This window comes from Bradyrhizobium sp. USDA 4501 (assembly GCF_054062115.1).
Window position 1 is genome coordinate 8,390,406 of the sequence record NZ_JBSSEX010000001.1, and the last position, 14,563, is coordinate 8,404,968.

The window sequence follows — 14,563 nt, forward strand, 5'->3', positions numbered from 1 at the left end:
GATGACGCAGCCGTAATCCATCGCCATCATCTAGCTGGTCACCAGACATAGCTGTCAAACCAACCAAACCGCGGCCGCCGCTCCGCAAAGAGTGCGTAATATGGCGGTGTGGTTCTCCCTGCATGTGCGTACTTATGGGACGGCTTGGCTGCTTTCGATTTGGGGACTGACAACTTTGGCCGCTCGATACCGGATGGCTGCATCTGGGCGAAGGCCGCTCGATTTCCCGGCGACGCCTCGGCAATCTCGACTGGGACTGGGGCTTGGGCTGGGTCAGGATCATCTTGCGCGACGTGCTCGGGAACGATGATCGGCCGGCTCGTATCGTACACGACGAGGTCGGGCAGCTTCTCCATCGAATGGATGCGAATGGCCGGGCGAACGGAGTTGGATCGCTCTGCCACCGGCGAATTCGGCAGATAGGCACCCAAGAGAATGAGGAGCGCGAGCAGCGCTCCGCCGACATGTGGAGTGCCGCCGATCTGCACGGCGATTTCACGGTCGGTCTTGTGCTGGGCCATTCTTCGCAAGATGGGGTGGAGCCACTGGAGTACTCAACGCTGGAGACTGAACATGAGTAAGCGCGAATTTCTCCGCACCTTTTGCTTTTGAGTGCTCTGATGCATGAGGTGTCCACTAAAATAGGTGGACACCTTGTGATGGCAGCGGATGATCAGAAACTGCGGGTCAGGCTTGTTGGCCGGAACGGTCGCCGGCGCTACGAGGCGGCATCGAAAGAGCGTCTTGTGGCGGCCTGCCTTGAGCCTGGCGTTTCGGTATCGAGACTTGCGCTCGAACATGGGGTCAACGCGAACCTGCTTCGGAAGTGGATCAAGAAGGACGCCGCGGCCAGGTCGGCGCCGTCGTCGTCACCCTCGGCGTTCATCCCGGTTCACCTTGAGGGGACCGCCGAGCGGGGTTTGTCGCGGCAAGGCAGTGTGGCGGCGGTGGATTTGCCGGCGACTTGCGATGAAGTGGGTGGGTCGGAATCCAAGGGGTCTCCAGCTTTTTGTTCTCCGGCCAAAGTGAGCGCGTCGCTGCCGAATGGCGTGAAGCTCGCGCTGGAATGCGGGGATGTGGATGCATTGACGGCGATCATTGGAGCCCTGGGCCATGTTCAGACTGGGCGGTGACCTGCAGGTCTATCTGCACCGTGAGCCGATCGACTTCCGAGCTGGCATCAACAGCCTTGCGGTTCTGGTTCAGGAGACGATGGCGCTCGATCCGTTTGTGCCGGCGGTTTTTGCGTTCTGCAATCGCCGTTGCGACCGGATGAAGTTGTTGTTCTTCGACCGGTCCGGCTTTGTGCTGGTCCTGAAGCGGCTGACCGAGGACAGGTTCCGATGGCCGCGCCGCCAAGCGGCGGTCGTCACGCTGACGACCGAGCAATTGCACTGGATCCTCGACGGTATCGATATCGATGCGATGGTCCGCCATCCAGTACGGCAATATCAGGTTGCCGGCTGAGCTCTCGAGTTGAGCGGTTGACGCGTCGGTACGGTTCAGATTCAAGAATCCGATGAATCGAACCGGCGATCCGAGTGTTGAAGTGCTGTTGGCGCGCATTGCTGCGCTGCAGGCGGAGAACCGTCAGCTCGCCGACCGCGTCGTCAAGCTCGAGGAAGAACTGGCGCTGGCACGCCTGCATCGTTTTGCGCCACGCAGCGAAAAGCACGTCGACCGTCTCTTCAATGAAGCCGAGCAGGCCGCCGATGAGGATGACGCCGGCAGCGAAACGAACGATACCGCCGAACTTCCGGACACGGGTCTGCCATCGGTCGAAAGCACGACGGGAAAGAAGCGCGGCCGCAGGCCGCTGCCGGCGAACCTGCCGCGTGAGCGCGTCGAGTATGACCTGCCCGACGATCAGAAGGCGTGTCCTTGCTGCCGTGGCCAGATGCATCGCATGGGCGAGGCTGTCACCGAGCAACTTCATATCGAGGTGAAGGCGAAGGTTTTACAGAATGTGCGCTTCAAATATGCCTGCCGCCATTGCGATCGCACCGGGATCAACGCCCCTGTCGTGACCGCGCCGATGCCGACGCAGCCGTTGCCGGGTAGCGTTGCCACGGCCTCGACGCTGGCGTTCGCGCTGGTTCACAAATATGTCGACGGCACGCCGCTCTACCGCCTGGCGCAGGCCTTCGAACGCGCAGGTGTTCCTGTCAGCCGCGGCGCTTTGGGCCACTGGGTGATCGGCTCGAGCGAAAAGCATCTGTATCGCATCTACGACGCCCTGAAGCTGCGGCTCAGATCACAACCTCTCATCCATGGCGACGAGACGACGGTTCAGGTCCTCAAGGAGAAGGACAAAGAGGCCACCAGCACATCGTACATGTGGGCTTATCGCAGCGGCAAGGGCAGTCGCGAGCCGATCGTTCTTCTGGATTATCAGCCGGGCCGCGGCCAAATCCACCCGCAGACCTTCCTCGGCGATTACCGTGGCATCGTGATGAGTGACGGCTATACCGCATGGCGCACGCTGGAAGGGGCCACCCACATTGGATGCATGGCCCACTCCCGGCGGCGCTTTGTCGATGCACTCAAAGCGAGAAGGAAGGGTGGCGGGCCGCCGGAACAGGCGCTCCGGTTCTTCGAACAGCTCTACCGGGTTGAAAGGCAGGTGCGGGACGAGAAACCGGAGAACGGTGAAACACAGGCCGACTGCATTCGCCGCTTCCGCCAGCAACACAGCATTCCCCGTCCTGAACGCCCTCAAGGTATGGCTCGATGACATGGCCCCGAAGGTCCTGCCTGACAGCAAGCTCGGCGACGCCGTGTCCTATACACTGAACCAGTGGGATTATCTGACGCGCTACACCGGGGACGGCAGCATGCCGATCGACAACAATCTTCTGGAACGCGACATCAGGGTTTTTGCAACTGGCCGAAAAAGCTGGCTGTTCAGCGACACCGTCGACGGAGCCAAGGCCAGTGCCGTCGTCTACAGCCTGATGCTGACCTGCCGCGCCTCACGTGTCGAGCCGTTAGCGTGGTTGCGCCACGTCCTCACCGAATTGCCTCAGCGCGCGGACGACGCCGATATTACCGACCTGCTGCCCTTCAACTTCCACAAAGCCGCAACTGCCTGAACGGCCCGGTATCGCCCGATACTGGGGCAATCCATCAAAAACCGCCAAACCGCCAGCGTCGACGTGCGGGGAAAATCGCGCTTACCAACATGACGCAGAGAATTGTCCGAAATACTGCAATTGCACTTTCGACTATCGCTTGTGCGACACTGCTCTCCATCACTTGGTCTGAGCAAGGTGGCGTTTCGGCGTCAGTCGAAAGTGCCCAGGCGCGCGTGGGCCGACCGCTGACGCCCATGAGCGTTGCGGGAGTTGCCCGTCGTCACACGCGGCGCGCCGTGTACGGATATGGGTACGGGCATCGGCACTATGGTTATGGCGCGGGAATCGCCGCGACCGCAGCTGTCGCCACGGCCGCCGCTGCCGCGCCGGCCTATTCCGGATGGGGCACAGGCGATTGGGGCAATGCCTATGCCGCCCAGACTGATCCTCACTTCGGCCAACCTTACTACCCGGCACGGGCCTATCATGGGATCAGCCCCTACTACGGCTATGCCGGATGGACGGAATACAAGGCAGCTAATGGCATCGGCTGCGAACCCGGTACGATGACGAAGATGGCTGACGGCCACATGTACGTCTGCCAGTGACGTCGGCACAACGGCACGGCAAGCGGGCGGCTCCCTGAGCCGCCCTCTTGATCTTCTGATCATCGAATTGACAGAAAAAGCCCCGGACGACGCCGGGGCTTCTAGTCTGCTGAAGATCACCAGTTGGTCAGTAACGCGCCGTAACCGGCGCGGCGTATCCACCAAAGCGGTAGTTGAAGCGCACCGTGACCATGTCCACGTCTTGGCTGATACGGTCGTTGAGTACTGCCGCAAGGCGCGGATCGGCCACGGAGAAGGAGTTATTGGCGTGTCCCATCCACAGATGGTCGTATTCAACACCGACCGACCAGTTCGGTGCGAAGCCATACTCCCAGCCGACACCCAGTGCGCCGCCCCAGCGCGTGTTATCCGCCGAGACCAGGCCGATCCCGGTTGTGTTGTCGAATATCGTTAGGCGATTGCTCGTCACGGCCGCGCCGCCCTTCACGTAGAGCAGTGACGCGTTCCATGCCCAACCGAGTTGGGCCGTGAAGAGGCCGATGCCATCGGTTTTAACCGTGGTTGAAAGCGTCGGATTGAACAGGCTGACGCGCGTGTTGCTGAGGTCGGCCCAATCACCCTGCGCTTCCAATCCGAACACAAACTGATTGGATTGCCAGCGATAGCCAATTTGCCCACCGGCGAGGCCGCCCGAACGATCACGGCAACCGCTTGCGACTGTTCCTGCGAGCGTGACGAAATCCACACAATTGTGGCTTTCACCCCAGCCGCCATTGGCACCAATGTAAAAACCGCTCCAGTTGTAGATCACGGGAAGCGGGGCCGGTGGCGGCGCCTTGACCGCCATATCGGCTGCCGACGCGGAAGTTGCCATGCCGAGCGCAATCAAACCTGCAGTACCCATCAACAGTTTCTTCATCGCATTGTCCCCTTCCGGCGTCGTTGCAATGACTGCCCGGACGACGGCCGCTAACTATGTTGCAAAGGTTGTGCTTGCATTCCCATTCCACCTGTCAGCCTAATCGATTTGGAGCCGACGACGTGTGCCAGGACTGCAACAGTTGCGGCTTTTCAGCAAACGTATGCACGCTACTGCGCGCACTATGCAGTTTGTGCCGCGCGACCGTTGGCTTGATTGGCTGGGGACCGCCAAAATCGAGCAGCTGATCTCTAGGCGGTTGACCGTGGCGGTGCCTTGACGTGAAGCCTGCTCACAAGAGCTACGATCGCCACCGCATGCATCGAGTGTCGCGCGAGCGGACAGAGTTCGGTGAAGCCCTCCCCATTGGATGGGTCGCAATCAGGCAACGACGTTGATCCTACGTCAACATCACCTGTCCTTTGCCACGCACGTTAGGTTTGCCGCGCCTGAAGCGGTCCTTCACCTTTCGGTTCGCGGAGGAGCACCATGCATCTTTCGACCAAACCAATGACAGTTGCGGGAATTGTGGCCAGCCTGACGCTGGGATTTGCAGTTGTCACACTCAGTCAAGCACCGGCGAAGGCCGTCATTTACTGCGAGTACGTCGGTTATCCGCACGGTTGCGTGGCGAGGGCCGGCGTCGTGCTCAGGCCTCGTCCGGTGGCGCGCGCTGCCGTCCGTCATAATGCCGGTGGCAATTTGAACGGAGGCGTCAATCGCGTTGGCGTGCGGCGGTATCCAAGGAGAGGGCAATTCCTCGTGACGCCGAGGGGGCAGTTTTCCACGGCGCGCGACAAGCCGGTCTGCCGGTGGATCCGGCCTATATGGATGCCGTCCCAAATCACCAGAGCCGAACATACGAATTCCAGTTGCCAATCGGAATAGAAAATCGTTTGTTTTCAGTATTATTAGAATAGGGTAGTTGCCAAAAAGGGTGAGCTAATTCAATCGGCTTCCCGCGTCTGGGAGACTAGGGGTCGGAGGTTCAAATCCTCTCGCTCCGACCATTTTTCTCAAAATTCGTTCGGTGTGGTTTGAAGCGGGCGCATCGCTCGCCGTCGGCTTGCGATTGGTTGCCAATGCTGTTCGCCAGTCGCGGAAAGCTGTGCGCGGAAGCCAACACGCTGTCGTTAATATCGAGCAAACGCTCGTTGATGAGGCAGCACCAAGCCGATCGCATCGGCGGCTGTCGTTGTCGATGAACAAGCGTTCATGGAACGTCACTGATTTCAGGCGGTTAGTTGCGGGGCGCATTTTGGAGGACAAAATGAAGCACGCAATCATCGTCCTTTCCGCGGCATGCCTGATGGCTTCCACCCCGGTTGCTTTTGCACAGGGCGTTTCGAGCAAATCACCTGGACACGAGATGCAAAAAAAGGGCTCCAAGAAGGGCAGTCCCGGCGCTTCGGGCTATGCACCCGGGCGCGAGATGCAGGCACGAGGATCGAAAGCCGGGAGCCCAGGGGCCTCTGGCTACGCCCCTGGTCAGACGACGGGGTCGGGCAGCGGGATGACCGGAGGCGGCTCGACCAAGTCCAGATAGTTACACTGCAAGGTTGGTTTATCGGGGCCCCGGCCGTCAGCGCCGGGGCTCCTTTTTCATGGCCCGTTCACGGATCGACCGCGGCTTGGCCCGTTTCATGCTTTCCATTGAGGGGCAAATGGGGGGCCAACATGATTGCTGAACACTTTCTGGTCTGGGCTGCGCTGCTGAGCGTTCTCGCCTTCCTGGCGTTCCAGTCGCCGGGGCGCGGCCACCGATAAGTCTCCGCTTCCAACGCTTCGCGAGGTGAGCGGCGCGATCGTGCCGGTTGCCAGTCGTCCCGTCCGCTGCAGAGCCGGTCGCCTCAGGCCTCGGCTTCCATCGCAACAATCAGGCAGGCCTTTTCGAGGCGGTTGGTGAGCATCGAAAGCTTGGCCGTGAACTCGGCCAGCTCAGCCTCGCTGAACTCCTCGAAAACGGTTTTCTTGAACGCCTTGTGCTGTTCGGCGAGGCCCGCGAGGTGCTTTTTGGTCTTGTCGGTCAGCGACAGCCGGACCACTCGCGCATCGGCCGGGGAGGGCGCGCGCCGCAGCAGCTCCTTCTGCTCGAGCAGCTTGGACTGCGTGGTCACGAACGACGGATCGACGTGCAGCAGCTTCGACACCACGTTGATCGGTACGCCGTCATCCTTGTCGAGATCCGAGATCGCGATGAGAATCATCCATTGCGGACCGCTGACGCCAAGCGACTTGCCCCAGAACTGACGGACGCGCTCCAGATGCGAGTTGATGGCCGAAATCTCGAGCGTGAACCGCTTGATGATGTCGAGATGTTCGATGGCGCGCTGGCGCGTCGAATCCTTCCTTGTCACTGACACAGCTTCCTCTTCCCTCGGGCGCCGACTCAGCTTTGTGCTGATTTATTTCTTGTTTTCTGCGCTGCAGTAGGTTTTTTCCCGCAAGCCGCCAACGAACGCAAGTGAACGTAAAGTAATTATGATGGTCGTGTGACGGTTGGACTATTTGGGGTGTGACAAGTTTTCTCAGGTAAGCAAAGGGCTTACAGGCAGCGTTGCCGACGAGACACAGTGTGGCCGCATTCGCATTCCTGACTTTATAAACTATTTTGATTGGCGAACTCGCCAATGCATATTGAACCCGGCGGTAGGGGAATCTCGATCGTCCCGTTGCGGTGATCGTTCAAGTCCGTCGCACACCACAGATTGATCTGAGGGTGCGGGGTTTGGGGAAAACGGTCTTGGACAATGCGGGAGGATCACGGGGCGCTCGCGGCCTCGGACTCTCCGCATATGAGCAACTTGGAGGTTTAATATGAATTTGAAGAGCCTTATCCTGGGCTCGACGGCTGCGCTGGTCGCGGTCGGCGGGGCACAGGCGGCCGATCTTCCCGTCAAGGCCAAAGCGGTCGAGTACGTGAAGGTTTGCTCGCTTTACGGTCCGGGCTTCTACTACATCCCCGGCACCGACACCTGCATCAAGCTGGGCGGCTATGTGCGTGCTGACGTCGTGGTGAACGGCAACAGCGTGTACGGCGCGAACTACAACGGCGCCAGCGGTGCCAACAACCGTTTCACGAACGGCTACACCTGGCGTTCGCGTGAAGACTTCAACATCGATACGCGCACCGCGACCGAATACGGCGTGGTCCGCACCTATTTCGATGCGGTGTTCACCTGGACCTCCGACACCTATGCCGGCCAGGGCAACGGCTCGACCGTGTACTCGGCGATCGGCTCGTCTTCCGCGCCGAACAACGCCGGTTCGGGCAACGTGGCTGCCGGTACGGTCGGCGTCTACTACGCCTTCATCCAGTTCGCCGGCTTCACGATGGGTAAGGCCGTTTCGCAGTTCGCTGCCCCCTGGAACGGTTATCCGGGCAACAACTACGACGCACTCGTCGGTGGCGTGAACACCACCAACGGCATCAACCAGTTCACCTACACCGCGCAGTTCGGCAACGGCGTGTCGCTGGCTCTGTCGGCGCAGGACCAGGTTGCCTACATGCAGGCTGGCGTGAACAACCTCGGCGTCGGTGGTGCCTACGGCTCCAGCGACTACGCCGGCACGATCGCTCCGGACTTCGTCGCTTCGCTCAAGGTCGACCAGGCTTGGGGTATCTTCCAGGCGTCGGTCGCCGCGCATGACAACCACGCTGCCTACTATGGCGGCACCGAGTTGACCGGTCATCCCGACGACAAGTGGGGTTGGGCTGGTGCGTTGGCCCTGTCGATCAAGAACATCCCGACCGGACCCGGTGACACCATCAACATCCAGGGCGTCTACACCGACGGTGCGACCCGTTACAACATCCAGGAACTGGCCAGCCAGGCCGGCGCGATCGCCATCTTCGGCGGTTCGAGCCTGCCGGGCGTCTATGGCAGCGTTGGCTTCGGTACGGCACCCGACACGGTGTTCGGCCCCGGCGGTCAGCAGCAGTCCATCAAGACCTGGGGTATGCGCGGTGCGTACACCCACAACTGGGATCCCTACTGGAACACCAGCTTGTACGGTGCGTTCGCCGCTGTTTCGTACAACGACGCGGCTAAGTCGCTCATCTGCGGCGTTGGTGGCGTCGGTGGTTCGTTCCGTGCCGCATTCGCTGGCGGCGCTGGCGTGACCGCCTGCAACCCCGACTACAACATCGCGCAGATCGGCGTGATCACCCGTTGGACCCCGGTCAAGAACCTGACCTTCTCGGCCGACGTGACCTACTCGCACCTCGATCAGAAGTATGCCGGTATCATCACGACGTCGTCGACTGCTATCGGCAAGCCGACCGCGACCTACGAGCTGAAGGATCAGGACACTGTCCAGATGCTCTTCCGCGCTCAGCGCAACTGGTAATACCGGTTGATCTGATCACGATCCAACAGAACCCCGGCAGGCAACTGCCGGGGTTTTTCTTGGTGTGCCGAGCATGTTCGACAGCTTGGAGGTGGAAGTCCTTTACCCAGCCTGATGGCGGCGAAGGGTTAGCGAAGCGCAAGGGCGTCATCGCGAGGTGGGGTCTGAAGGAAGCGTGGAGCAAACCTGCGGCCCGATGGACAAAAACCGGATAACGAGGCCTACCCAACCGGACGAGCGAGCCAATGATCGCAAAGTCCACAGTCATCAAGGGTTGGGGTGGTAAATCCGGCGGGCGTGCAGGGAAGGCGGTCGAACTTACCTCGGGAGATCTTCGGCGTGTCCGGGCGACCGGACTGAGCGGGCCGCAAGGTCCGTGATCGCGACGGAGAAGTCAGCAGACGGCATAGTAGGCGGAACGAGTTTCGCTGAAGGCCCGAACGCTGGAAAGACGTTTGGATGTGGAAGCCTCGAGCCGGCCATGCGGCTGAAATCCAGGTCACTGGCCTTTGGAGCGGCGGGAAAGGGTGAAGCCCGGACGGCGCCGCTCAAAGGGGCCGAAGCCGACACGACGGAGACCACTATCTGAGCCTCTGGCGCGGACGCAAAACAAACCGTTCGCGCTTAATCCGGTGAACCGCCGTATACGGACCCGTATGTACGGTGGTGTGGGAGGGGAGAGTCGCGAGACTCCCCCTATCCCGATGTGTGCCGAGCATGTTCGACAGCTTGGAGGTGGAAGTCCTTTACCCAGCCTGATGGCGGCGAAGGGTTAGCGAAGCGCAAGGGCGTCATCGCGAGGTGGGGTCTGAAGGAAGCGTGGAGCAAACCTGCGGCCCGATGGACAAAAACCGGATAACGAGGCCTACCCAACCGGACGAGCGAGCCAATGATCGCAAAGTCCACAGTCATCAAGGGTTGGGGTGGTAAATCCGGCGGGCGTGCAGGGAAGGCGGTCGAACTTACCTCGGGAGATCTTCGGCGTGTCCGGGCGACCGGACTGAGCGGGCCGCAAGGTCCGTGATCGCGACGGAGAAGTCAGCAGACGGCATAGTAGGCGGAACGAGTTTCGCTGAAGGCCCGAACGCTGGAAAGACGTTTGGATGTGGAAGCCTCGAGCCGGCCATGCGGGCTGAAATCCAGGTCACTGGCCTTTGGAGCGGCGGGAAAGGGTGAAGCCCGGACGGCGCCGCTCAAAGGGGCCGAAGCCGACACGACGGAGACCACTATCTGAGCCTCTGGCGCGGACGCAAAACAAACCGTTCGCGCTTAATCCGGTGAACCGCCGTATACGGACCCGTATGTACGGTGGTGTGGGAGGGGAGAGTCGCGAGACTCCCCCTATCCCGATGTGTGCCGAGCATGTTCACAGCTTGGAGGTGGAAGTCCTTTACCCAGCCTGATGGCGGCGAAGGGTTAGCGAAGCGCAAGGGCGTCATCGCGAGGTGGGGTCTGAAGGAAGCGTGGAGCAAACCTGCGGCCCGATGGACAAAAACCGGATAACGAGGCCTACCCAACCGGACGAGCGAGCCAATGATCGCAAAGTCCACAGTCATCAAGGGTTGGAGTGGTAAATCCGGCGGGCGTGCAGGGAAGGCGGTCGAACTTACCTCGGGAGATTTTCGGCGTGTCCGGGCGACCGGACTGAGCGGGCCGCAAGGTCCGTGATCGCGACGGAGAAGTCAGCAGACGGCATAGTAGGCGGAACGAGTTTCGCTGAAGGCCCGAACGCTGGAAAGACGTTTGGATGTGGAAGCCTCGAGCCGGCCATGCGGCTGAAATCCAGGTCACTGGCCTTTGGAGCGGCGGGAAAGGGTGAAGCCCGGACGGCGCCGCTCAAAGGGGCCGAAGCCGACACGACGGAGACCACTATCTGAGCCTCTGGCGCGGACGCAAAACAAACCGTTCGCGCTTAATCCGGTGAACCGCCGTATACGGACCCGTATGTACGGTGGTGTGGGAGGGGAGAGTCGCGAGACTCCCCCTATCCCGATTGTGCCGAGCATGACCGGCAGCTTGGAGGTGGAAGTCCTCTATCCAGCCTGATGACGGTGAAGGATTAGCGAAGTGCAAGGGCGTCATCGCGAGGTGGGGTCTGAAGGAAGCGTGGAGCAAAGCCGCGGCCCGATGGACAAAAACTGGATAACGAGGCCTACCCGGCCGGACGAGCGAGCACGCGATCGCGAAGTCCACGGTCATCGGGGCCGGGGTGGTAAATCCGGCGGGCGTGCGGCGAAGGCGGTCGATCTTACCTCGGGAGATCTGCGCTGCGTCTCGGCAACGAGACTGAGGTCGTCGTAAGGCGATCTGACCGCAGTGCAGAAGTCAGCAGAGGGCATAGTAGGCGGAACGAGTTTCGCCGAAGGCCTGAACGCTGGAAGTGACGAGTAGATGCAGCGATATCGCATCGGCCATGCGACTGAATTCCGGGCAGCTGGCCTCGGAACGGCGGGAAGGGGTGAAACCCTGACTGACGCTGATCAGAGGAGTCGAAGCTGGCGCGACGATTGCTGACACCCAAACTACGGCGGCAACAGAACAACTCTTGCCGCTTAATCCAGCGAACCGCCGTATACGGACCCGTATGTACGGTGGTGTGGGAGGGGAGGGGCTGCGAGGCTCCCCCCTATCCCGATTGCGAAAGATTCTAAGGAGAGCTGCGCTGCGTCAATTCGGTCCACGCGAACGACGAAGACGAGCCATGCGATTCATTCGCCGCAGACTTATTTACTTACCTGATCTACTAAACTATATACGCCACGGCCAACACATTGAATGATGGCTCTTAGCTAGCTGCTAAGCCTCCCAAACCTCCGGCAATGCCCTGCCGGAGGTTTTTGATTCAAGGCCCAGCCGGCGGCGACGATGGTGGCGCGGGTTGCCGTCGCCTTGCCGATTCGATGCCGTCAAGATTTGACGGAATCGATCCGCAGTGCATTCTCGCCATTGATGGGACGCTTCAAGAACAGCCGCCTGGCGCGCATGAGCAGCGGCCACTATTGCCTGATCCGGGATCTCGGGCTGGTGAAGGGCGGCAAGGGATTGCGGCACCATGAGGTAATCATCGATTTCTCCTGGCGCGGCCTGCTCAAGCTGGCCCTGAGCGCGGGTGCCGGCGTCCTGCGGCGGCGCGCGTCCGTGCGCATCGAGACAGCCGAATAGCGCGGGGCCGCGTCATGACGCGGCGTGGCCTGCGGCCAGGATGCGCGAGATCATCGCGTGAGGCTCACGCGCTTCGCAAACAAGTGTTCGAGTTCGGACGACGTGATCGCAACATTGTCAGAGCTTCGCCCATGACGATCGCACGCTGTGCCACGCCGCGCGCTGCGCTGTGCGCCGATTGCGATCAACGTAGTTCATCTGTGCAGGTGCTGTCGCGCTGCTTCGCTGGTTTTACCTCGGCAGCTGCGGCCGCGGTGGAAATTTCGGCCGCGATCGCCATCAGCGTTGTCGCGACCAATCTGTTCAGGATGTGCACGATCATGGTCTCCGATTGTGTCGATGTCGGATTGTTCGCAACGCGGAATGATTTCGTTACGCGGCCACCGTCTCAACCCGCTGCAGGCGGCTCACTTGCGCGTGAGGCGGCGCCGTTGCTGGGCGACAATTCGGTGATGTAAGGTGCCGCAGCCAAGCGGTTGGGGCTGCGATCCGCGCTCCGGCCGAAACAAAGAAGAACAGGGCAAGAAAAATAAGGGAAGGAACGGATCTCACATGAAGGATTTCGCCGGAAAGATTGCCGTCATCACCGGTGGCGGCACGGGCATGGGGCGCGAGCTGGCACAGCAGCTCGTTGCCGAGGGCTGCAATGTCGCGATGTGCGACGTCTCGGCCGAGGCGATGGCCGAGACCAAGCGGCTGTGCGAGGTCGAGAAGCTGCCGCAGGGCCTGCGCATCACGACCCACGTTGCCGACGTCTCGATCGAGGATCACTACAAGCGCTTCCGCGACGAGCTGATCGAGCAGCAGGCGACCGACAAGATCCACCTGCTGTTCAACAACGCCGGAATCGGTGGCGGCGGCAGCCTGTTCTCCAACACGCGCGAGCAGTGGGAGCGCACCTTCAACATCTGCTGGGGCGGCGTCTATCTCGGCGTCCGCACCTTCCTGCCGCTGTTGGTGAAGGCCGACGAGGCGCACATCGTCAACACCTCGAGCGTCAACGGCTTCTGGGCCTCGGTCGGCATGGGCGTATCGCACACCGCCTACAGCGCCGCGAAATTTGCCGTGAAGGGATTCACCGAGGCGATGATCAACGATCTCCGGCTCAACGCGCCGCATGTGAAGTGCTCGGTCGTGATGCCCGGCCACATCGGCACCTCGATCGTGTCGAACTCGCGCAAGGTGCAGAACGGCTCCGACCAGCTCAACGCCGACGAGCTCAAGCAGGCCCGTCAGCGTCTGCAGGGGCAGGGGATCGACGTCGCCAAGATGTCGGACGCCGACATCCAGCAGCTCGCGCTCGACCGTGCCCGCATCTTCCACGATGAAGCGCCGACCTCGGCGGCGGCCGCCGCCAAGGTCATCCTCGACGGTGTGAAGGCCGAACGCTGGCGCATCCTGGTCGGCGACGACGCGCATCTTCTCGACGAGCGCGTGCGCAAGGCGCCGGAACAGGCCTACTCGCCGGAGTTTTATCAGGACCTCGTGGCAGCGACCGGGTGGAAGGTCGGCTGAACGGCCGTCCCGCATCGCGTGCGGGACGGATTCACTCAAGCGCTATCCGCGCATCGCGCGTTGGCGCGATCCCGCTTGATAGGCGAGGCGGTAATGCCCTGAGCAATAGGGCATGCCGCCGAGCGGTGTGTTGCCGCAGAAGCAGAAATCATCGGCGCCCGGGGTGCTGATCGGCCAGCGGCAGCGCTGCTCGCTCAGCTCGAACAGCGAGCAGCTGTTGGCGCTGACGATCGGGGCGTCGTCGGGCTCCTGCTCGTAGACCGCCTGGAGCAACCGGAGCTGCTGCTTGGCAGTCGCCCGTTGCGCGGCGTGGGCGGCGGATTTCTTGCGCCGCGCCCGGCGTTCGTCCGGCGTCGTGCGTGTGAGGTTCAGCCGCGACAGCTTGCCGATCACCGCATTGCGGCTGACGCCGATATTGACGGCGATGTCGCGGCAGGAGAGGCCGGCTTCAAAGTAGATCTTGAGTTGGTCGACGCGCTCCGGCGTCCAGGTCTCTTGGATGGCAATCATCTGACGGTTCCACGTTCTGTGTTGAACCGCCGCGCCGGCACACGCGCCCTTAGTTCTTGAGCATGATCTGTTCGGAAAACCGGTTTCCACTTTTCCGATCATGCTCTCAGGGCGTGCGGCCGTTGTCGCGGATTGCAAGCAACCCGTCCTTGATGGCGAGCCGAATGCCTTCCTCGATCAATGTCCGTGCGACGCCCGGGACGCTCGTGCCGTGGGTGCCCTGCCTCACCAGCTTCTCGAGGTATCCGATGGTCGAGAGCGCCAGCGTGACCGGGACGCGGTCGGTTTCGGCCTTTTCCGTAGCCATGGTGAAACGCTTAACCCTGAACGCCGGTACTGAAAAGTATCTATTTAGAGTCTATTTAGGAATGCGGCAGTTCGTCAAGCCGTGGGCGGCAAGAAACAGCCAGCCGCGCCCAAGCGCGCTGGAAGCGAGTTCCAGCGCGCTTGGGCATCGAATTATT

Annotated in this window: 13 protein-coding genes and 2 pseudogenes; 9 read left to right on the forward strand and 6 right to left on the reverse strand. The window is 61.2% G+C overall.

Going from position 1 to position 14,563, the window contains the following annotated elements; all coding sequences use genetic code 11:
• Nucleotides 1-38 precede the first annotated feature (38 nt).
• A complete protein-coding gene (locus ACVWZM_RS39085) occupies nucleotides 39-521 on the reverse strand; it encodes a hypothetical protein (protein ID WP_310885892.1) in 483 nt (160 codons plus the stop codon).
• A gap of 138 nt (nucleotides 522-659) precedes the next feature.
• Here ACVWZM_RS39085 and tnpA point away from each other — a divergent pair, with 138 nt between their 5' ends.
• The 4 genes and pseudogenes from tnpA to ACVWZM_RS39105 all read left to right on the forward strand — a co-directional run bounded on the left by tnpA (nucleotide 660) and on the right by ACVWZM_RS39105 (nucleotide 3,682).
• Entirely contained in the window at nucleotides 660-1,133 is a 474-nt protein-coding gene (gene tnpA / locus ACVWZM_RS39090; protein ID WP_456855941.1) for an IS66-like element accessory protein TnpA, read from the forward strand.
• Nucleotides 1,114-1,467, forward strand: a complete 354-nt coding sequence (gene tnpB / locus ACVWZM_RS39095; protein WP_456855943.1) for an IS66 family insertion sequence element accessory protein TnpB — start codon at nucleotides 1,114-1,116, stop codon at nucleotides 1,465-1,467. Before tnpA ends, tnpB begins: the two co-directional genes overlap by 20 nt.
• A 52-nt stretch (nucleotides 1,468-1,519) precedes the next feature.
• Nucleotides 1,520-3,092, forward strand: a pseudogene (gene tnpC, locus ACVWZM_RS39100) (IS66 family transposase).
• Between the two features lie 278 nt (nucleotides 3,093-3,370).
• Nucleotides 3,371-3,682, forward strand: coding sequence for a hypothetical protein (locus ACVWZM_RS39105; protein ID WP_456855945.1), 312 nt, complete (start codon nucleotides 3,371-3,373; stop codon nucleotides 3,680-3,682).
• Nucleotides 3,683-3,809: 127 nt separating this feature from the next.
• On the opposite strand, the gene ACVWZM_RS39110 is transcribed toward ACVWZM_RS39105, so the two are convergent.
• Nucleotides 3,810-4,562 carry an outer membrane protein gene (locus tag ACVWZM_RS39110; RefSeq protein WP_310885894.1) on the reverse strand — a complete coding sequence of 251 codons (753 nt, stop codon included), beginning with the start codon at nucleotides 4,560-4,562 and terminating at the stop codon, nucleotides 3,810-3,812.
• A 489-nt stretch (nucleotides 4,563-5,051) separates the two neighbouring features.
• On the opposite strand from ACVWZM_RS39110, the pseudogene ACVWZM_RS39115 reads away from it, so the two are divergent.
• Together ACVWZM_RS39115 and ACVWZM_RS39120 are read left to right on the forward strand one after the other, a co-directional pair.
• Nucleotides 5,052-5,300 (forward strand): annotated as a pseudogene (locus ACVWZM_RS39115) (hypothetical protein); the annotation flags it as partial.
• 292 nt (nucleotides 5,301-5,592) lie between these two features.
• Nucleotides 5,593-6,108 carry a hypothetical protein gene (locus ACVWZM_RS39120; protein ID WP_244559002.1) on the forward strand — a complete coding sequence of 172 codons (516 nt, stop codon included), beginning with the start codon at nucleotides 5,593-5,595 and terminating at the stop codon, nucleotides 6,106-6,108.
• 304 nt (nucleotides 6,109-6,412) lie between these two features.
• Here ACVWZM_RS39120 and ACVWZM_RS39125 read toward each other — a convergent pair whose 3' ends face one another.
• Nucleotides 6,413-6,925, reverse strand: a complete 513-nt coding sequence (locus ACVWZM_RS39125) for a MarR family winged helix-turn-helix transcriptional regulator (protein WP_076834347.1) — start codon at nucleotides 6,923-6,925, stop codon at nucleotides 6,413-6,415.
• Nucleotides 6,926-7,379: 454 nt separating this feature from the next.
• On the opposite strand from ACVWZM_RS39125, the gene ACVWZM_RS39130 reads away from it, so the two are divergent.
• Together ACVWZM_RS39130 and ACVWZM_RS39135 are read left to right on the forward strand one after the other, a co-directional pair.
• The gene (locus tag ACVWZM_RS39130; protein ID WP_057020678.1) at nucleotides 7,380-8,912 is read left to right on the forward strand and encodes a porin; all 1,533 of its coding nucleotides are present in this window, start codon (nucleotides 7,380-7,382) and stop codon (nucleotides 8,910-8,912) included.
• Between the two features lie 2,865 nt (nucleotides 8,913-11,777).
• Nucleotides 11,778-12,074, forward strand: coding sequence for a hypothetical protein (locus tag ACVWZM_RS39135; RefSeq protein WP_141341069.1), 297 nt, complete (start codon nucleotides 11,778-11,780; stop codon nucleotides 12,072-12,074).
• A gap of 184 nt (nucleotides 12,075-12,258) precedes the next feature.
• Here ACVWZM_RS39135 and ACVWZM_RS39140 read toward each other — a convergent pair whose 3' ends face one another.
• Entirely contained in the window at nucleotides 12,259-12,396 is a 138-nt protein-coding gene (locus ACVWZM_RS39140) for a hypothetical protein (RefSeq protein WP_158074162.1), read from the reverse strand.
• Between the two features lie 230 nt (nucleotides 12,397-12,626).
• On the opposite strand from ACVWZM_RS39140, the gene ACVWZM_RS39145 reads away from it, so the two are divergent.
• Nucleotides 12,627-13,589, forward strand: a complete 963-nt coding sequence (locus ACVWZM_RS39145) for an SDR family oxidoreductase (RefSeq protein WP_076825270.1) — start codon at nucleotides 12,627-12,629, stop codon at nucleotides 13,587-13,589.
• Nucleotides 13,590-13,631: 42 nt separating this feature from the next.
• Here the strand turns inward: ACVWZM_RS39145 and ACVWZM_RS39150 are convergent, their stop codons facing one another.
• Both ACVWZM_RS39150 and ACVWZM_RS39155 read right to left on the reverse strand, forming a co-directional pair.
• Nucleotides 13,632-14,099: a GcrA family cell cycle regulator gene (locus ACVWZM_RS39150; protein ID WP_076825272.1), complete on the reverse strand. Its 468-nt coding sequence runs from the start codon at nucleotides 14,097-14,099 to the stop codon at nucleotides 13,632-13,634.
• A gap of 106 nt (nucleotides 14,100-14,205) precedes the next feature.
• The gene (locus ACVWZM_RS39155) at nucleotides 14,206-14,406 is read right to left on the reverse strand and encodes a hypothetical protein (protein WP_016844973.1); all 201 of its coding nucleotides are present in this window, start codon (nucleotides 14,404-14,406) and stop codon (nucleotides 14,206-14,208) included.
• Between the last annotated feature and the right edge of the window lie 157 nt (nucleotides 14,407-14,563).